Below are 20742 nucleotides of genomic sequence, written 5' to 3' on the forward strand. Positions count from 1 at the left end.
CTCGTTTTTTTTCGTGTTCTTTGCAGCCGTAATGAAATAGAGAGGTGGCCGAGTGGCTGAAGGCGCACGCTTGGAAAGCGTGTATATGGCAACATATCGAGGGTTCGAATCCCTTCCTCTCTGCCAGTAGAAATACAAAAAGAAGCAAACCCCACTAAATTCTAGGATTTAGTGGGGTTTTTTCATTTACGGTAAATCAAATTATTCATTAAATCTCAAAACTTAGGTGTCTTTTGAGGTGTCACTGAAATTATATTTTTTAAGTGACACCTATCTCAAAAGATACCAGTTCAACATTTGTTCAAATACCTTTTCACTATTTGAACATCTTGTTTGGAAGAATTACAAAGTTTAAATTTAATAATAACTAAAAGGTCACCAACCATGAACATAGCCGTATCCGTTCTCTTTTATATAAAGAGATCAAAAGTCAATAATGATGGCATCTGCCCTATTTATGTACGTGTCACCGTACAATATGGGAATTTATAAATTTACATAATACAGTAAGATTAACATATTTGCATCGTTTTATTGATGTTCTATTTCCAGCTAATACTCCACAAACTGATTTAGTTGTTGAAGAATTACAAACTTGGCTAACTGGTTTAGAAAAACTATAATTATTACTGGAAAAAAACACCCATTCCTACCCCAACATTCGTTTATAATGGAAAAAAAAGCCCGATAAATACTTTTTAGTGGAAAATAAAGTATAGTTTTGCTTCAATAAAGCACCACTAATGGAAAATTTTGTCCCAACACACCTTCAAGAAATTATTTATTCATCGAGCGATAAAAAAGTAAGAAAACAAATTGCTTTGCTTGAAAGTACAGGTAAAATTAAAAAAATTGCTCCTCGTATCTTTACTTCCAATTTTATTGATACGGACGAGGTTATTATCAAAAGAAATATTTTTTCTATTCTGGGCAATTTATATCCCGGTGCATTATTAAGCCACCGTTCCGCAATAGAATTCAAACCAACTGCAACAGGACAAATATTTGTTACCTATACCTACACCAAAAAAATAGAGTTGCCTGGAATAACCATTCGTTTTATGGAAGGTATTGGAGCAATTGAAGGTGACAATTCATTTTCGGGGGAGTTATTTGTTTCACAACAAGAAAGAGCATTTTTAGAAAACCTACAACCGTCCAGAAAATCGGGTCCAGAATCTAAAACTATTTCAATTGCTGAACTCGAAAACAAACTAGAGAAAATAGTACAAGTTAAAGGCGAAGAAGGACTAAATCAAATTAGAGATAGCGCAAAAGTAATCGCCGATAAATTAAGAATGCAAAGTGAGTTTGAGAAATTAAACAAACTAATTAGTGCCTTATTATCTACACAGCCTTCCAAAATATTATCGTCTCCACGAGCCATTGCACGAGCATTTGGAAATCCTTATGACCAATCAAGAATAGATTTGTTTGAGATATTATTTTTAGAGTTAAAGCAAAGAGAATTCAAAAATGCGATAGATAGAAATACAACTAATACAGCTTTTCAAAATTTCGCTTTTTTTGAAGCCTATTTTTCAAATTATATTGAAGGAACTCGATTTGAAGTGATTGAAGCAAAAAACATTATCGAAACCGATACCCCAATGTTCAATCGTGATGAAGATTCACACGACATATTAGGAACGTATAAATTGGTCAGTAATAAAATCGAAATGAATGTTACGCCAACTTCTCCGGAAGAGTTCATTAGCATTCTTCAATACAGACATCGATTACTTTTGGAAGCAAGAATATCAAAAATGCCAGGCGTATTTAAAGATAAAAACAATCGTGCTGGAGAAACATTTTTTGTCGATTTCGAATTAGTAAAAGGCACATTAATAAAAGGGTTTGATTTCTACAAAGTACTAACAGACCCATTTGCAAAAGCAGCTTACATTATGTTTATGGTAAGTGAAATACACCCATTTTTGGACGGTAACGGAAGAATTGCAAGAGTAATGATGAATGCCGAATTGGTCAAAGCTGAACAAACAAGAATAATAATTCCAACAGTATATCGTGATGATTATTTAGGAGCTTTACGAAGATTAACAAGGCAACAAGATCCATTAGCCTATATAAAAATGCTACAACGAGCACAAGATTTTAGTGCAACATTAAAAGCAGATACTATGGAAGATTTAGAATTGCAATTAAACTCAAGTAACGCTTTCAAAGAACACGACGAAGCCAAATTAAAGATTATCGTATAAAAAGACACGGGCAATCCTTTCGATTGATTATGAAACAAATTTTAGTCAATTAAACCACATAAAAAAGACATCACTATTCCATGTGTCACTTTGTGACATAAATGGCAGAAATACTCATCATAAATAGAAGTAAATTGCCGCTTCTGAACGAAAGGAATTATTTACTATTTTTATTGAGTGCCAGAACTTGAATCATAGAGGTTTCAAGTTAGGCAACGCCCAATCAAAGCTATAGATAGAGTATGAGAACCGAAAACAAGAGATTGTGTATCTACCCGAAAGACATACAACGCATAACAGGAAAAAGTTATCGTCAAAGTATTAGACTGCTTCAAAAAATCAGACAAGAGCTCAATAAGCTCCAAAATGAGTTTGTATCTATTGAGGAATTTTGCCAATACACCAGCCTAAAAATTGAACAATTTGAACCCTTGATAATTGGATAGAAATTAAATTTTAGGCAACTAAATTTTGAACTTTACCAGTTCAAAAAATATTGTCTAACCAGTTCAAATTATTATAATTAATCATTAATTCCAGCAAAAAAATCCTTATATTTGAATAATTGAAATTTAGAACAATTTGCTAACATATTGAGAGGTGTCAGTTGAGGTGTCACTTAAAATAAAAGCTTTGCAAAGCCTTATTTTAAGACACTTTATAAAAACAAACAACTCCTTCCTCTCTGCGATGAAATAATGCTTCCTAAAAGGGGAGCATTTTTTGTTTTAGGGCGTGGTCAATTTTTTAGTTTGTCAAGAGAGTAAACAAAAAAAGATCAGCAGGCAATACCAGTATTAATTTTTTGTGAGCCGTCCTTCCTTTAGGTCAACAAGGGTAGTTCAGTCCTTTCTGTCAAATAGAATTCCGTGGCTGCAAGAACTGTAGAGCGTTTTTATCTTTAAAGGTCTTAAAAAGGATTATTTGTGGTTGTTATTTATCACAAAACGATCAAAAGGGTATATTTGTATCGTTTTAATGAGAATTGGAAGCCAAGGGTGTTTGATAGAATCATTGAGCGATTTAAAACCAAAAAATTATGCGAATTTTTCTTAGTTGTTTTCTGCTGCTAATGGTTGCTACTGTTTTTTCTCAGGAAAATACACCATCACAAGATACTCTAATTATGAAAGTGGATTCCTTGTATCGTGAGGATCAGTTCTATTTTGGGATCACTTACAATATATTGACGGACGGCCCTTCGGGGTTGTCACAAAGCAAATTTTCGTCGGGTTTGTCAGGTGGTTTTTTGCGGGATATGCCTTTAAATAAAAAGAGAACCGTTGCAATAGCTTCCGGTATTGGATTTACATATAATAATTACAATCAAAACATAGCCATTTCTGCAACAGACGGTATGCCAGTTTATGCCCTGATTGATGCCAATAGGGATTATAATAAAAATAAGTTTTCCCTACTTTCGGTTGATGTTCCTGTTGAGTTTAGATGGCGAACCTCTACTTATGAAAGCCATAAATTTTGGCGCATTTATACAGGAATAAAGTTTAGTTATTTGCTCTACGACAAGTCCGTTTTTGATAGTGCTCAAGGCAAAGTGGTGGTTACAGGAAATAAAGATTTTAATAAATTACAATACGGGGCTTATGTCTCTGCAGGATACAATACAATTAATTTGTATGCCTATTATGGTTTAAATTCAATATTCAAATCGGCAAAAATAGAAGACAAGTCAATTACCATGAAAGCATTAAATATTGGCATAGTATTTTATATTTTATAGCCATAAAACCAATAGAAGCAATTGTGGAATAATTCCCAGAACAAAACCTAAAAGGAGTTCTTTAATGGTATGCGCTTTCATTTCCAGTCTAGAAGTCGCGACCACGCCATTCAACAGTAGTAGTAATGCAATGGTAAAAATGTTTTGAATTTGAAGGTGCAGGCTTAATCCAATGATAAATACAGTCAAAGAGCTGAAAGCTATCATGTGCAGGCTTGCTTTTATCTGCAGAAATAATAGGATTAGAGCTAATAATGAACTCAAAAGTCCCCCCAATAAAAAAAAATGCAACTCTGGATAGGAATCAATAGTGATACTTTTTCGAACTAATAAGATGATCAAGAAACAATGAAGTATTAAGGGTATTTTACGCTGGGATATTTTAGAAACCATTATGGAATCTATATTTCCTGTAGCGCGTAAGAGAAAAAAGGCCAAAACAGGAATTAACACCGTCACAATCAACACCTGAAAAAAAATGAATATCTTTTCTTGACTCACAAAATCAGATCCATTAAAAAAAAGGTAGAACAATGTTGCCATTGCCGGAATGAATATTGGATGGAAAATATAAGAGAAAAGGGGAAGGGTTTTTTTCAATAGTTTTGATTTTGTATCAAACAAATATAGGTAATCTGTCAAAATTAGTAAAGCATATCAAAAGAGTTTCTTGTTTTTAATAAACGAAATTGCTCATAATTATCGTATATCTGTCGCTTCGTTTTGAAAAGAAGTGCTATTTTTGAGGAAGTTTTGCAAATAAACAGCCTGTTGAAAGTATCATTTTCAAAAAAGAAATTCACCTCAATCTTTTTTTTATTCCATGAGCAAAAAAATTCTAAATAGCATACAAAATATCCCCGCAAAGTTTATTGGAACCAGCAGTACGATGGCTATTGATTCTATTTCTATAGACAGTCGTTCTTTGCAAAATGGCCCGAAAACGCTGTTTTTTGCATTGGTTGGAGCCAATACGGATGCGCACCTTTATCTCAAAAATTTAATTGCAAGTGGCGTCCAGAATTTTGTAGTTACCCATATTCCTGAAGATTGTGAAGGGAAAGCTAATTTTTATGTAGTGACCAATACCTTGTTGGCTTTGCAACAATTTGCCGCAGCATATCGCAGTTTCTTTGATTTTCCTGTCATTGGGCTCACGGGAAGTAACGGTAAAACGATAGTCAAAGAATGGCTTAATTTTTTATTAAGTCCGGATTATAACGTTATCCGAAGTCCAAAGAGTTACAACTCTCAAATTGGTGTTCCGCTGTCTGTGATTGCGATAAATGAAAAACACAATTTAGGAATTTTTGAAGCCGGTATTTCTACGGTTTCAGAAATGGAAAAACTCGAAAAAATCATTAAACCTACGATTGGAATTCTCACGAATATAGGGACGGCACATGACGAAGGTTTTGCTGATATCAGTGACAAAATCAAAGAAAAATTGAAACTTTTCCAGGATGTCCAAGTCATTATTTATCATAAAAATCCAACAATTGATTTGTTGATCCGTCCCGATACCGCCGTTTTTTGCTGGAGTTATAACGATGCTAAGGCTTCGGTTCTGATTACTAAAAAGGGAGTTTTAGACAAGACCGTTTTGACGGTGCTACAAAACAACAACAAGTTTGACATAAAAATACCATTTCAGGATGAGGCGTCGATAGAAAATGCAATTTCCTGTTTGATGGTTTTGTTGTATTTTAAATACGATGACAGAACGATTCAAAACCGCATGGAGTTGTTGTATCCGGTAGAAATGCGATTGAAAGTCAAAAACGGAATCAACAATAGCAGTATTATTGATGACAGTTACAGTTCTGATTTTCAATCCTTAAAAATTGCGTTGGATTTTCTTGAAAGTCAAAAACAGTATAAAAAGAAAACAGTCATTCTATCTGATATTTTTCAAAGCGGTTTGCCTAACGATGTGTTGTACTCGAAGGTGGCTGAGCTAATTGTTTCCAACCGGATTACGCGGGTAATTGGTATTGGCGAAACCATTTCAGCATTTAAAAACAAGTTTGCTAACTGCAGTACTTTCCAAAACACAGCTGCATTTGTCGCTGATTTTGAAAACTTGGACTTTGGTAATGAAACCATTTTGATAAAAGGGGCGAGATCGTTCCAGTTTGAAGAAATTGTATATTTATTAGAGGAGAAGACACATGAAACGGTCCTAGAAATCAACCTGAATGCTATTAGTTACAACCTGAATTTTTTTAAATCAAAGTTGCTACCAAAAGTAAAAATTATGGTTATGGTAAAAGCATTCGGGTACGGAAACGGCGGACTCGAAATTGCTAAATTACTGGAACATCATAAAGTAGATTATTTGGGCGTGGCTTTTGCCGATGAAGGAATTTCATTAAAAAACGGGGGCATTAATTTGCCTATTATGGTCCTTAATCCAGAGAATACTAGTTTTTCGGCTATTATTCAACATCAGTTGGAACCGGAAATTTACTGTTTAAAAGGTTTATATGCGTTCTTGAAAATAGCAAAACAAAAAAATTTAAAGCATTTTCCAATTCATATTAAATTCGATACCGGCATGCATCGATTGGGCTTTGAAGAAAATACCCTCGATGAACTGATAGCTGCGCTAAGAGGAAACAGTACCGTGCAAATAAAAAGTATTTTATCACACTTGGCTACGAGCGATGATCTTGAACACATGGATTTTGCTCATTCCCAAATTAATTTGTTCGAGAAAGTATCCTCTAAATTGATGTCTGAATTGCAAATAAAACCCTTGCGTCACATCCTGAACACCTCTGGAATAAGCAATTTTCTGGATTCGCAATACGATATGGTTCGGCTAGGAATTGGTCTTTATGGAGTTTCAAATGATGCCCAAGAACAAAAGCAACTCGAAAATGTGGGGACACTAAAATCCGTGATCTCACAAATAAGAACGATTGCTGCTGGAGAAAGCGTAGGCTATGGCCGCCGATTTGTAGCCGAAAAACCAACAAAAATTGCTACAATTCCCATAGGATATGCTGATGGGATTTCCAGAGGCTGGGGAGATGGTTTGGGATTTGTTATGGTAAAAAATACCAAAGCCTATATCGTTGGGAGTATTTGTATGGACATGCTGATGGTTGATGTCACCGGCATTGAATGCAAAGAAGGTGATTCAATACTTATTTTTGGCGAAAATCCAACGGTTTCTTTTATAGCCCAGAAATTAAATACAATTCCCTATGAAATTTTGACCAGTATTTCGCAACGGGTGAAACGCGTGTTTTATAGGTAGCGATTAAATTTAGAAGAAAGGGCTGTTACTACTTTTAAAATTTTTATTAAATTCGTTTGTCAGAAGTAAATTTTAACCTAAAAAAATAAATTATGGGATTTTTTAGTGATTTCAAAGCCTCTTTGATGAAGGGAGACGTTTTAAGTTTAGCAACTGCGGTTGTTATTGCTGGAGCATTTGGCAAAATTGTAGGCTCAGCTGTTGATGATGTCATAATGCCAGTTGTTGGTTTGTTAACCGGAGGAATTGATTTTACCCAAAAATTTATCACCTTAGACGGAAATAGTTACGAAACCCTGGCTGCTGCAAAAGCTGCAGGTGCCGCCGTGATCACCTACGGTAATTTGGTCCAAGCCATTATCAACTTCATAATAATTGCATTCTTTATTTTTGTGGTTTTAAGAGCTGCTGAAAAGGCCAAGAAAAAGGAAGTTGTTGCCGTCGCTGCTCCAGCTGGGCCAACACAGGAACAATTGCTGACTGAGATTAGAGATTTATTGAAAAAGTAATTTCGACTACAGTATCTAGATAAACCACTCTGGAAAAGAGGCCTTTTTTTCTTTATTCAAAAGGTTATATAAAACAAGATGATTTTCATCCTTAACATAATAAGGTGCCGGGAGAAATACTTTACAACTTAGTTTTCTTAATCTCTTAATGGTTTAAAATACTATTTATAGGTTTGCGATTAAAAAAGAGCAGATTTTTTAATGGGAAATTTGAGGTTGTCTTTTAATTTGTTGAAAATATAACATTTTGTTATTTTTTGTTAACCTCCTTGTTTTGATTTCAATATTACTTACTTTTGTACTTCAAATTTAATATTCACCCGAGCCTGAAAGGCGAACGGACGAAGTAATACTAAAAATATACTATGAGAATAGCAGTTGTAGGAGCTACCGGAATGGTTGGCGAAGTAATGTTGAAAGTTTTGGCAGAAAGAAATTTCCCTGTAACCGAGTTAATTCCCGTTGCTTCACAGCGCTCAGTGGGTAAAGAAATTGAATACAAGGGCAAAAAATATAAAGTGGTAGGCATGCAAACTGCAGTAGATATGAAAGCAGATATTGCTTTGTTTTCTGCAGGAGGCGACACTTCACTGGAGTGGGCTCCAAAATTTGCAGCAGCAGGAACAACCGTTATCGATAATTCATCGGCTTGGCGAATGGATCCGACTAAAAAATTAATCGTTCCGGAAATCAATGCAACAGAATTGACCGCCGCAGATAAAATCATTGCAAATCCAAATTGCTCTACCATTCAAATGGTATTGGTTCTGGCTCCGTTGCACAGAAAATACAACATCAAACGGGTCATTGTTTCTACCTACCAATCCATCACTGGAACAGGCGTAAAAGCAGTGCAACAATTGGAAAATGAATACGCAGGCGTTCAGGGTGAGATGGCCTACAAATATCCAATTCACAGAAATGCGATTCCACAATGTGATTCTTTTGAAGAAAATGGGTACACGAAAGAAGAGATGAAATTGGTACGTGAAACCAAAAAAATATTAAGCGATAATACAATTGCTGTTACAGCGACTGCGGTACGGGTGCCAATTGTAGGCGGACACAGTGAAGCGGTAAACGTAGAATTCACGAACGATTTTGATGTAAACGAAGTACGAAACATTTTGCATCATACCGATGGCGTAGTCGTACAGGACAATAATGACACCTACACGTACCCAATGCCAATGTATGCGCAAGGAAAAGATGACGTTTTTGTAGGTAGAATTCGCCGGGACGAAAGCCAAGAAAATACTTTAAATATGTGGATTGTTGCGGACAACTTGAGAAAAGGAGCAGCGACAAATACCATCCAGATTGCTGAATATTTGATCGCAGCCAAATTGGTATAATACTTTTTAGATCCAAGATAGCGACTTGTTTTCTCCTGCTCGAGGATGAGAAAAATGTTTATAGTAAGTCAATTTTAAATCCATTTGTTTCAACAAAAGCTATATTTTGTGAAAAACAAATGGATTTTTATATTAGGATGCCTATATTTGCCTTGCATGAAAAAGAAATTTTCTATAGTAAACCTTGTATTAATGATTGCGGTATTGTTTTCAATACTGATTCAATCCCTACATAGTTATGAGCATATAGTAAAGCAATTTTCTGAAAAAAAATGTGAGCATAAATATACTTCTGCCGCAGAAATTACACATCAACATCATAAATTTGACAGCTGTTATTTATGTAATTTTACAATTAGCAGTTTCACATCTTCGGATGTAAAGTCTTTTGAGTTATATAAAATAGAGATGAATTCAAGTAATTCTTCGGCTATCTCAAAACAAATTACACAATTCTTTAAAGGAAGCCTTTTTGCGCTTCGAGCTCCTCCTCAGGTTTAAAATAATATCCACATCAATACATCATTTCAAATATTGGAAGTGATTCATATGTTTATATATTTTGAACGAGGAAAATGCAAACAAAAATTTATATTGTTTTCTGCTTCTGTTTGTTTTGCACCGTAGGTTTTTCGCAAAATACAGTTAGTGGAAAAATTACTACTCAGGAGGGCATGCCGCTTTCCGGGAGCCACGTACACATTGGGACAAAAACGGTATCTTCGGATGTTTCCGGTAATTATCTTATAAAGAGATTGCCTTCCGGGACCGTCAAGGTATTTGTGTCATATGTTGGTTTTCAGTCTGTTGATACGCTGGTAAATTTAGCGGGTGACCAAATTTTGAAATTTTCTCTAAAACAAAACACTGCCCAACTGCAGGAAGTAGTCATCAGACAAAAAGCCAATACGCTGAATAAATCGATTTTGGAACAAAAGATCAAAACGGAAACGATTGAAAAATTCAGCAATCAGACGCTTGGAGATATTTTGAAAGAAATAGTAGGTGTTTCCAGTCTAAAGACAGGAAGTTCTGTGGTGAAACCAGTTATTAATGGTTTGTTTGGAAGTAGAGTTCCGGTAATCAATAACAATGTCCGCATGGAAGATCAAGAATGGGGAACGGAACATGCGCCTAATTTTGATATAAACGCTGCAGGGAAAATCACGGTGATCAAAGGGGCTTCTGGACTTCAATTTGGCGGTGATGCCGTCGGTGGTTTAGTGGTTATAGAGCCAGTTTCAGTCAAAAAAGATACGCTGTTTGGCAAAACTATTCTGAATTTGGCGTCTAATGGCAGGGGCGGTTCTATTAGTTCGAGTCTGCACAAAGGAAATGATAAAGGATGGAGTTGGAATGCACTGGGAACATTCAAGTATTCAGGCGACAGAGAAGCACCGGATTATGTGTTGTCTAATTCTGGGAATCGGGAAGCTAATTTTTCCGGCGATGTAAAATTTACAGGAAAAAAATATGATATTTCCGGGTACTACAGTTTTTACAATACGACTATTGGTATTTTAAGTGCATCACATACCGGGAATGTAAACGATTTGTACAATTCCATTACCAATAAAATTCCTTCAGTTGTCAATGATTTTACGTACACCATTAGAAATCCGAAGCAGAAGGTACAGCATCATTTGGCTAAAATGAACTACAATTACTATTTTGATGAAACGGCTTCTTTGGCGGTACAGTACTCTTTTCAGTTTAATAAAAGATTGGAATTTGATGTGCGCAGGGGAGATTTTAATGATGTAGCCGCTTTAGACTTGGATTTGACCACGCATGCCGTTAATGTTGATTATAAAAAATCATTGCACGACTGGAGCTTGAAAACTGGATTTAGTTCTTCTATTCAGAATAATTTTGCAAATCCGGCTACAGGAATAAAGCCGCTGATTCCTAATTTTGATCGGGTTGAATTTGGGGGCTATGGTATTGTCAGTTATGATTTAGCGGATAGTTTTTCGGTAGATTCAGGATTGCGATATGATTATTCCCGTGTGGATGCCACCAAGTTTTTTTTGAAATCACGATGGGAGGAAAGAGGCTATACTCCTGAATTTGATAATTTTATAGTGGGAGAACAAGGCAATCAATGGTTGACAAAGCCTAGTTTTACTTTTCATAATATTTCAGCCAGTGCAGGGTTTCACAAGGAATTTGAGGCAGACCTGGATTGGTATGCCAATATCAGCCTTGCGACAAGAAACCCAAATCCATCCGAGTTTTTCAGTGACGGTTTGCATCATTCCACCGGGGTTATCGAGTTGGGTGATTTAGCGTTAGACAAAGAACAGGCAATCAAACTATCGACAACATTACAGAAAAAATGGACTGCTTTCTCGGTTGAGGTGAATCCTTTTATCAATAGTATCCATAATTTTATGTTTTTGCGTCCTGTTGGTTTTGAGACGACCATTCGTGGTGCTTTTCCTGTGTGGGAATACCAGCAGACCAATGCGAGATTGGCAGGAGTTGACGTGCAAACCCATTGGAAAATAAGCAAACAATGGCAACATGATTTCACCTTGGCCTATGTCAATGGTAAAGACATCACAAACAAGGAGTCCTTAATAGATATTCCGCCCTTGAATCTGAGTAACAAAATTCAGTTTTCAAAGAGAGAATGGCATGATTTGAAACTCGAGTTAAAAAGTGAAATCGTACTGCATCAAAATCAGTTTCCTAACAATAATTTCACAACAAACATTGTGGTAGATAATGAGTTGGCTCCGGTTCTGGTAGACATCAGTACACCTCCGCCAGGGTATCAATTGTTGCATTTTTATTCGGAAATGAACTTCAAGACTTTTGGAAAAACCAATGCAACGATTGCGTTTTCCATTCAAAATATTTTAAACACTAAGTACAGGGACTATCTTAACAGGCAACGTTTTTTTGCCGATGAAATGGGTAGAAACTTTCAAATTCAATTAAAATTCAATTATTAAAAAGTAAACAAAAAACAATAAAATGAAAAATTCAAAAATTCTAGCAATCGCATTAATATCAATATCCATCTTTTCATCTTGTAGCAATGATGATCCAATTGCAGTAAATGAGGAAGAAGTAATCACAACGGTGACTACAACTCTGACATCAGGAAGCCAGACAGTTACGATGATTTCGAGAGATCTTGACGGCGACGGACCAAACGCGCCAGTGATAACAGTGTCCGGGGATTTAGTGGTAAATACAACCTATACAGGGGCTGTTAGTTTCCAAAACGAGTCCGTGTCACCAGTTGATGACATTACATTGGAAATAAAAGAAGAAGGGGATGAACACCAACTATTCTTTCAGGCACCAACAGCCATTGGAGCATTTACATATACTGATGCCGATGTTAATGGGAAGCCTATTGGGTTGACTTTTACATTAAAGACAGGTACTACAGCAACAACAGGAAATATAGTGGTCATCTTGAGACATGAGCCAATTAAAAATGCTGAAGGTGTTGCATCCGGTAACATTGCAAATGCAGGAGGTGCAACAGATGCACAAATTACATACCCAGTTCAGGTCAAATAAGCACCTCATTCTGATGTCAACCATTCTAGAAAACGCTATTCGAAAGAGTCGCGTTTTTTTTGGTTTTTAACTTACATGACCTAAGTATTTAATTATTTAACATATAAGTCATATAAGTAGTTGTTGTATTGTCGTTAAAACCAATTATTTATTAATCAAGCTTTTTTAACTTACATGACTTATATGTTTAATTTTATCAACATATAAGAAGCAGTGGTTTTCTTATTGAAAGTAAATCCTAATCGAAAGAGTAGCGTTTTTTTGGTTTTATTTAAGACTTCCCCACTACTACTAAACTAACTAATTTCTTATTTTTGTAATAACCTAAAACAGAATCTAATGAAAAACACTTTTTTAATAATGGCTGTAACTTCTGCAATGGCGACTTTCGGCCAAAACCCAAATCCAAAACCGCTAACCTATCCCACTACAAGTAAAGGGGAAACCGTGGATGTGTACTTCGACACTAAACTTCCGGATCCATACCGCTGGCTCGAAGATGACAAATCAGCGGAAACGGGTGCCTGGGTAAAAGCCCAAAATGAAGTGACCTACGGGTATTTGGCGCAAATTCCGTTTCGCGATGTCTTGAAATCAAGAATGGAAAAACTGTGGAATTACGAAAAAATAGGAGCGCCTTTCAAAGAAGGAAATTTCACGTATTACTATAAAAATAACGGCTTACAAAACCAATCAGTGTTGTACAGAAAAGACGCCAAAGGAACTGAAACCGTATTCTTGGATCCCAATACGTTTTCTAAAGACGGAACAACTTCGCTTGGCGGATTAGATTTCTCTAAAGACGGTTCTAAAGTTGCCTATGCCATTTCAGAAGGCGGAAGCGACTGGAGAAAAGTCATTATCATGGATGCCATTTCTCAAAAAATAATTGAAGACACTATTGTCGATGTAAAATTTAGCGGTGTGTCTTGGAGAGGAAATGAAGGTTTTTACTATTCCAGTTATGACAAACCAAAAGGAAGCGAATTGTCTGCAAAAACTGACCAGCATAAACTGTATTTCCATAAATTAGGGACTGCACAAAAACAGGATCAAGTGATTTTTGGTGCCGACCAAAAACGACGTTATGTAGGTGGTGGAGTTACGGAAGATGACCATTATCTGGTAATCACAGCGTCTAATTCTACCTACGGAAACGAATTGTACATCAAAGATTTGACAAAGTCAAACAGTCCTATTGTGACTATAGTGGATAATTTCAAGAGCGACAACAACATTATTGAAAACGAAGGCGGAAAACTATTCATAGAAACTGACTTAAATGCGCCCAACAAACGCATTGTTACCGTAGACGTAAAAAACCCGAAACCGGAAAACTGGAAAGATTTTATTGCTGAGACGGAGAATGTGTTGTCTCCTTCAACAGGTGGCGGGTATTTCTTTGCTAATTATATGAAAGATGCCGTTTCGGTGGTGAAACAATATGATTATTCCGGAAAACTAGTTCGTGAAATTAAATTGCCAGGCGTAGGAACTGCAGGTGGTTTTGGCGGAAAGAAAAAAGAAAAAACGGTGTATTATTCCTTCACGAATTATATTACTCCGGGTTCTACTTTTTCATTCGAGCCAGCAACCGGAACTTCGGCAGTGTATGAAAAACCAAAAGTAGATTTCAACAGCGAGCAATACGAGTCCAAACAAGTGTTTTACACTTCCAAAGACGGAACCAAAATCCCGATGATTATCACCCACAAAAAAGGATTGAAACTTGACGGGACAAATCCAACAATGCTTTACGGTTACGGAGGATTTAACGTGAGTTTGACACCAAGTTTCAGTATTGCCAATGCCGTTTGGATGGAAAACGGAGGCGTTTATGCCGTACCCAATTTACGTGGTGGTGGCGAGTACGGGAAAAAATGGCACGATGCGGGAACCAAAATGCAAAAGCAAAACGTATTTGATGATTTCATCGCAGCGGCTGAATATCTGATTGCTCAAAAATATACATCTTCACAATATCTTGCCATTCGTGGTGGGTCAAACGGAGGATTGCTAGTGGGAGCTACCATGACGCAACGTCCTGATTTAATGCGAGTTGCATTACCAGCAGTGGGCGTAATGGACATGTTGCGCTACCACACCTTTACTGCAGGAGCAGGTTGGGCGTATGATTACGGAACGGCGCAGGACAGTAAGGAAATGTTCAGCTACATCAAAGGCTATTCTCCAGTACACAACATACAAAAAGGGATTCAATATCCAGCAACCATGGTCACTACAGGGGATCACGATGATAGAGTAGTACCGGCGCACAGTTTTAAGTTTGCTGCTGAATTACAGGAAAAACAAACCGGAACAAACCCGACACTAATCCGTATTGACATCAATGCAGGACACGGCGCCGGAAAATCCGTAGCGGCAACCATCCAGGAAAATGTAGATCTTCAGGCCTTCACGTTGTACAACATGGGAGTGGTGTTATTGCCAGAATTGGAATAATAACAATTGTGATACCGATTTTACCCTGAGCGCAGTCGAAGGGAGGAGCTTATTCCTGCTGTACACTGTATCTTTTCCTCCGCCGAAAGTGGCGGAAGGAAAAGGATGCCGTTCCCATCAGGGCTAGGGCATTCGATTCCTTAGATAATTGTCATTACGAGGAGTTGCGAGGCACGCGGAAAAGCAATCACATCACAAATTATAAGAAGTTCAAAAAACGCTACTCGAAAGAGTAGCGTTTTTTTATCAGTTAGCTTTTATTTTAAAATAGTGATATAAAAACTAACTATCTTTCGTACAAATTAAACATTACTCTTGTTAATTATTCATAAAATGTTAAACATCATAAACGTCACTTGTGCTATTATCTTAATTGAGAATAAAATTTTAGTTGCTCAGCGCAGTGATAAAATGAAATTGCCTTTGAAATGGGAATTTCCAGGAGGAAAGTTAGAAGAAAACGAGACTGAAATAAATTGTGTTAAAAGAGAAATTAAAGAGGAGATAAACATAGATATTGAAGTTGTAAAAAAGCTTTCCAGTAGTATTTATGATTATGGAGCTTTTAAAATTAATTTAATTCCTTTTATAGCAAAATATATTCATGGTGAAATTAGATTGGCAGAGCATAAAGATTACAAGTTATTAGAAAAAGTAGAACTATTAAGTCTTGATTGGGCAGAAGCAGATTTGCCAATCGTTGAAGAATTTTTAAAACTCGAATTATGAACCAAGGACTGTATGAGGAATTAGTTACTAAGCTAATCAACTATAAAATAAACGAATTAGATAAAGATACTTTTCAGGTTAAGAAAACTTCAATAGATAAAGCCGAAGCCGCTCAATTATTATCGCAACATATCGGTAAAACAATTAAACATGCTTTTACTTTAATTAAGGGTGATGATGTTGTAGAGACACAAATAGAGATTGCTAATAAAATTATTTTATTTCTGAAAGAAGAATTAAAAAAAGAAGAGTTTGAGGATGATTTAATAGAAACAGAAGGTAAAATTCTAAAAGCTGTTTTTACAAAAGTGGATGCTCATTTCACTGATTTGGATTTGCATTTAAAAGAAATTACTCCTTACACAAGATTGATTCATAGTGAACTTTTTACAGGTGGAAATTCAGGAACAACTCTTGAAAGCGAATTGAGAAAAGAGATTTTATCTTCAGATAGAATTGACTTATTAGTTTCTTTTATCAAATGGAAAGGAATTAGAATTCTAGAGAGTGAACTTAGAGAATTTACAGAAAGAGGCGGGAAATTAAGAGTGATTACAACTACGTACATTGGAGCTACAGATGCTAAAGCGGTAGAGTTTTTAGCTTCTTTAGAAAATACAGAAGTAAAAGTTTCATACAATACGGGTAATGAAAGATTACATGCAAAAGCCTATTTGTTTCGAAGAAATACGGGTTTTCATACAGCATATATCGGTTCTTCTAATTTTTCCCGTTCGGCTTTAACTGATGGTTTAGAATGGAATTTAAAAGTAACAACGAAAGAAGTAGGGCATATTATTGACAAGTTTAAGAAAACATTTGAAGCATATTGGCAAAATTCAGAATTTGAATTATATGATCAAAATATTCATTCTGTTAAATTAGTCGAAGCTTTAAAACAAGGAAAGTTTTCAAAAGAATATACTTTTACAACATCGTATTTTGATATTAAACCGTTTCATTATCAGAGTGAAATACTTGAAAAATTAGAAGTTGAAAGAACGGTTCATAATAGATATAGAAATCTTTTAGTTGCCGCTACAGGAACTGGAAAAACAGTTGTTTCTGCATTTGATTATAAAAACTTTAGAAGTAATAATAAATCATCAAAGTTGCTTTTTGTGGCTCATAGAAAAGAAATTTTGCAACAAGCAAAAGCCACATTTCAAGGAGTTTTAAAAGATAATAATTTTGGAGATTTATGGGTTGATGGAATGGAACCAAGTTCTAATGAATATGTTTTTGCTTCGGTTCAAACTTTAAATAACAGATTAAAAGATATTACTCTAACTCCCGAATATTATGACTTTATAATTGTTGATGAAGTGCATCATATTTCGGCATCGACTTATAGACCAATAATAAATTATTTCAGACCAAAAGTTTTATTGGGATTGACAGCAACTCCTGAAAGAATGGATAATGAAAACATATTAGAAGATTTCTGTAATCGTATCGCTGCTGAAATTAGACTTCCAGAAGCATTAAACAAAAAATTATTAAGCCCATTTCAGTATTTTGGAATCACAGACAGTATAGATTTAACAAATGTGAAATGGGAGAAAGGGAAGTATGTAGCAAGTGAATTGACTAGTTTATATACTAAAAACAATATTCGAGTTGGAGAGATAATTAGCAACCTTGATAAGTATACAAATGATTTAAATGAAGTTCGTGCAATTGGATTTTGTGTAACAATTGAACATGCCTCATTTATGGCTGAAAAATTTAATTTAGCAGGATTAAAAGCAGAATGTTTAACGGCTAAAAACTCAAGTGAACGTGATAGAATTAGGGAGCAATTCAAGAAAAAAGAATTCAATTATTTATTTGTTGTTGATATTTTTAATGAAGGTGTTGATATTCCTGAAATTGATACAGTTTTGTTTCTAAGACCAACGGAAAGTTTGACGGTTTTTCTTCAACAATTAGGACGTGGATTGCGTTTATCAGAAGGAAAAGATTGTTTGACAGTTCTAGATTTTGTTGGAAATTCTAGACCTGAATATGATTTTGAAAGTAAGTTTAGGGCGTTAATTGGAAAAACAACAACCTCGGTTCAAAAAGAAATAGAAGATGATTTTCCACATTTACCTTTGGGATGTTCAATAGTTTTAGAGAAGAAAACAAAAGAAAATATTCTTGAAAACATAAAAAAAGCAACATCATTAAATGTAAAACAGTTAGTCAATAAAATTATAAATTTTCAGCATCACGCTAATTTAGACTTAACTTTAAAGAATTTCGTAGAATTTTATCACATTCCAATTGAAACAATTTACTCTAAAAAAGAAACTTGGTTAAGATTATGTCAAAGAGCCGGAGTAATTGAAGATTTTGAGAACATTAATGAAAAACAAATTTATTCTGCAATAAGCAATAAGTGGCTTTCTACAAACTCAACAAGTTATTTTAATTTTATCCTTAAAATAGCCAAGCAAGGATTTGAAATTAATTGTAATGATTTCGATGAGAATGGAAAAGCTATGTTGTTAATGCTACATTATGATGTTTGGCAAAGTGCTGGAGGTTTTGAATCTTTAGAAAAAAGTATTAAAGCGATTAACAATAATAAAGTTTTAGTAAAAGAGATTATTGAAGTTTTAGAAATATTGATTGATAAAATTGGTTTTAAAGAAATTGATATTGAATTACCTTATAATCAACCATTAAAATTACACGCGCGTTATACAAGAGATCAAATATTAGTAGCTTTCGGTTTAAGTTCATTTGATAAAAAGTCATCTAATAGAGAAGGAGCGGCCGAAAATAAGAAGTTAAATACCGAAATTCTCTTTATAAATTTAATTAAATCAGAAGAAAATTTTTCTCCAACAACAATGTATGATGATTATGCAATCAGTGAAACTTTATTTCACTGGCAATCACACAACGCTTATGGTCCTGAAACAGGCAAAGGATTGTCATATATAAATCATGGTGAATTGAATAAAAAGATATTACTCTTTGTACGAGAAAAATCAAATGACATAAACGGAAATACTCTTGGTTATGTTTTTATTGGAGAAGCAAATTTTATAGAAACCGAAGGTTCAAAACCAATGAGTATTAAATGGGAACTTAGTGAGCCAATGCCAAATTATCTTTGGAAAGAATCTGCAAAAATGTCAATTGGATAATTAATTTAAATTTTATAGTAATGACACTACTTGCAAAAATCGAATACTTAGAGCAACTTCTCAATCAAACAGAAGAGAATTATGCTGACACTTTCAAAGCTGACATTACTATGTTCTTTGATGATAATTTTTCTGAAGAAAATTCACAGTTGCTTTTTTTGGATACTCTAAATTCAAAACAAGAAATTGAAAATTGGATAGAAAAACTAACTTCTAGGTTTGTAATGAAATTTGATTCAGAGTCTGAAACCGAGAATGACTTTATTTATGATTATTTAGAAAATGGATAATCCATTCCCTTCCTTAACTCCACAATTTCACTTTTTTCTTTTCACAATGTTTTATTAATTGGTTCGTTTTTTCATACTGCAATGGGTAAATTTGAAAGACAACATTAAATTAATAAAAACATGACAGTACAAATCAACACAGACAACAATGTAGAAGGACACGCACGTTTGAAAGCGTATATTACCGAGGAATTGGGAACGGCTTTGGTGCGTTTTGAAGATAAAGTAACCCGTTTAGAAGTACACCTTGGTGACGAGAACAGTGATAAAGGTGGTTTCAACGACAAACGATGCTTGATTGAAGCCCGACCTATAAATATGCAGCCTGTAGCAGTTACCAATCATGCTGATACTACCGAAAAAGCATTTCATGGTGCCTTAGACAAAATTAAAAAAGTGTTGGAAACAACTTTCGAAAAAAAGAAAACTCATTAAATAGTTGCCATTTGGCAAACAAAAAAAGGACACTGTCTCTATAGGATAGTGTCCTTTTTTTTGGTTGAGATTCTTTAGAATTTGGATAGTGGTTTTAATAATTTTAGCAGTAAATTAGTACTTTCAATTTAATACCGAAAGGCGTTGAAAAGTTGCAATTTGAGAAAATGAAATTTATAGAATAAAATAATGGAAAACATAAAATTATTTGAAAGCCAAAAAATCCGTTCCTCTTGGGATAACGAACAAGAGAAGTGGTTTTTTTCGATTGTAGATATTATTGCCGCTTTAACAGATAGTAATAATCCACAAGTGTATTGGCGAGTTTTAAAAAAACGACTTTTGGCTGAAGGAAATGAAACCGTTACAAATTGTAACGGTTTGAAAATGGTAGCTCCTGATGGCAAAATGAGACAAACGGATGTGGCAGATACAGAGCAACTATTCCGTTTGATTCAATCTATTCCTTCGCCAAAAGCAGAGCCTTTTAAACAATGGCTAGCTAAAATAGGCTACGAACGGATAGAAGAAAGTCAAGATCCTGAAAAGGCGATTGATCGTGCTATGGAAAATTATTTGACACTAGGGTACAGCACTGCCTGGATTAATCAGCGGCTGAAAAGCATCGAAGTTAGAAAAGAACTCACCGATGAATGGGAAAATAGAGGTGTTAAGAAAGGACAGCAATTTGCTTCACTTACCGATATAATTACGCAAGCTTGGAGTGGGAACACGGTAAAACAATACAAGGATTTAAAAGGTTTGAAAAAAGAAAATCTAAGAGATAATATGACCAATTTAGAATTGGTATTAAATATGTTAGCAGAAGCAACCACAACAGAAATTAGCAAAGAAAACAATCATAAAACCTTTGCAGATAATAAAAAAATTGCCCGAAAAGGTGGTGAAATTGCCGGCGATACCAGAAAGCAAATAGAAGCACAAACGGGCAAAAAAATTGTTAGCTCACAAAATGCTAAAGTTTTAAAAGAGGAAAAGAATAAATTAAAAGAATAGTTCAAACAATAGACAGGATAAAATACTAGTTCTAAG

At 35.0% G+C, this 20742-nt stretch carries 15 protein-coding genes and 1 tRNA gene; 15 read left to right on the forward strand and 1 reads right to left on the reverse strand.

What is annotated here, in order from left to right; all coding sequences use genetic code 11:
* The first annotated feature begins 38 nt into the window (after window positions 1–38).
* The 3 genes from EKL97_RS12100 (at window position 39) to EKL97_RS12115 (ending at window position 3963) form a co-directional block, all read left to right on the forward strand.
* Window positions 39–126 (forward strand) — tRNA-Ser (locus EKL97_RS12100).
* Window positions 127–743: 617 nt separating this feature from the next.
* Window positions 744–2222: a Fic family protein gene (locus EKL97_RS12105; protein WP_126553901.1), complete on the forward strand. Its 1479-nt coding sequence runs from the start codon at window positions 744–746 to the stop codon at window positions 2220–2222.
* A 1039-nt stretch (window positions 2223–3261) separates the two neighbouring features.
* Window positions 3262–3963, forward strand: coding sequence for a porin family protein (locus EKL97_RS12115; protein ID WP_126454357.1), 702 nt, complete (start codon window positions 3262–3264; stop codon window positions 3961–3963).
* On the opposite strand, the gene EKL97_RS12120 is transcribed toward EKL97_RS12115, so the two are convergent.
* The gene (locus tag EKL97_RS12120; RefSeq protein ID WP_126457532.1) at window positions 3958–4563 is read right to left on the reverse strand and encodes a hypothetical protein; all 606 of its coding nucleotides are present in this window, start codon (window positions 4561–4563) and stop codon (window positions 3958–3960) included. The two genes, EKL97_RS12115 and EKL97_RS12120, sit on opposite strands and share 6 nt — an antisense overlap.
* Before the next feature lie 223 nt (window positions 4564–4786).
* On the opposite strand from EKL97_RS12120, the gene EKL97_RS12125 reads away from it, so the two are divergent.
* From EKL97_RS12125 to EKL97_RS12180, 12 genes are all read left to right on the forward strand, one after another.
* A complete protein-coding gene (locus tag EKL97_RS12125; protein WP_126568962.1) occupies window positions 4787–7228 on the forward strand; it encodes a bifunctional UDP-N-acetylmuramoyl-tripeptide:D-alanyl-D-alanine ligase/alanine racemase in 2442 nt (813 codons plus the stop codon).
* Between the two features lie 92 nt (window positions 7229–7320).
* Window positions 7321–7737 carry a large conductance mechanosensitive channel protein MscL gene (mscL, locus tag EKL97_RS12130; RefSeq protein ID WP_126457530.1) on the forward strand — a complete coding sequence of 139 codons (417 nt, stop codon included), beginning with the start codon at window positions 7321–7323 and terminating at the stop codon, window positions 7735–7737.
* A 365-nt stretch (window positions 7738–8102) separates the two neighbouring features.
* Entirely contained in the window at window positions 8103–9092 is a 990-nt protein-coding gene (locus EKL97_RS12135; protein ID WP_126457529.1) for an aspartate-semialdehyde dehydrogenase, read from the forward strand.
* Window positions 9093–9248: 156 nt separating this feature from the next.
* A complete protein-coding gene (locus tag EKL97_RS12140; protein ID WP_126457528.1) occupies window positions 9249–9593 on the forward strand; it encodes a hypothetical protein in 345 nt (114 codons plus the stop codon).
* 74 nt (window positions 9594–9667) lie between these two features.
* On the forward strand, window positions 9668–12052 hold the full coding sequence (locus tag EKL97_RS12145; RefSeq protein WP_126568963.1) for a TonB-dependent receptor: 2385 nt from the start codon (window positions 9668–9670) through the stop codon (window positions 12050–12052).
* Window positions 12053–12074: 22 nt separating this feature from the next.
* Window positions 12075–12632: a type 1 periplasmic binding fold superfamily protein gene (locus EKL97_RS12150; RefSeq protein WP_126454339.1), complete on the forward strand. Its 558-nt coding sequence runs from the start codon at window positions 12075–12077 to the stop codon at window positions 12630–12632.
* A 360-nt stretch (window positions 12633–12992) separates the two neighbouring features.
* The gene (locus EKL97_RS12155) at window positions 12993–15095 is read left to right on the forward strand and encodes a prolyl oligopeptidase family serine peptidase (protein WP_233588584.1); all 2103 of its coding nucleotides are present in this window, start codon (window positions 12993–12995) and stop codon (window positions 15093–15095) included.
* Window positions 15096–15428: 333 nt separating this feature from the next.
* Entirely contained in the window at window positions 15429–15824 is a 396-nt protein-coding gene (locus tag EKL97_RS12160; protein ID WP_231507410.1) for a (deoxy)nucleoside triphosphate pyrophosphohydrolase, read from the forward strand.
* The gene (locus tag EKL97_RS12165) at window positions 15821–18964 is read left to right on the forward strand and encodes a DUF3427 domain-containing protein (protein ID WP_126457524.1); all 3144 of its coding nucleotides are present in this window, start codon (window positions 15821–15823) and stop codon (window positions 18962–18964) included. Before EKL97_RS12160 ends, EKL97_RS12165 begins: the two co-directional genes overlap by 4 nt.
* A 20-nt stretch (window positions 18965–18984) precedes the next feature.
* Window positions 18985–19254 carry a hypothetical protein gene (locus EKL97_RS12170; protein ID WP_126457523.1) on the forward strand — a complete coding sequence of 90 codons (270 nt, stop codon included), beginning with the start codon at window positions 18985–18987 and terminating at the stop codon, window positions 19252–19254.
* 120 nt (window positions 19255–19374) lie between these two features.
* A complete protein-coding gene (locus EKL97_RS12175; RefSeq protein WP_126562155.1) occupies window positions 19375–19689 on the forward strand; it encodes an HPF/RaiA family ribosome-associated protein in 315 nt (104 codons plus the stop codon).
* A 189-nt stretch (window positions 19690–19878) separates the two neighbouring features.
* Window positions 19879–20706, forward strand: coding sequence for a Bro-N domain-containing protein (locus tag EKL97_RS12180; protein WP_126568964.1), 828 nt, complete (start codon window positions 19879–19881; stop codon window positions 20704–20706).
* The last annotated feature ends 36 nt before the right edge of the window (window positions 20707–20742 follow it).

The organism is Flavobacterium sp. LS1P28, from assembly GCF_003970335.1.
Lineage (GTDB): Bacteria > Bacteroidota > Bacteroidia > Flavobacteriales > Flavobacteriaceae > Flavobacterium.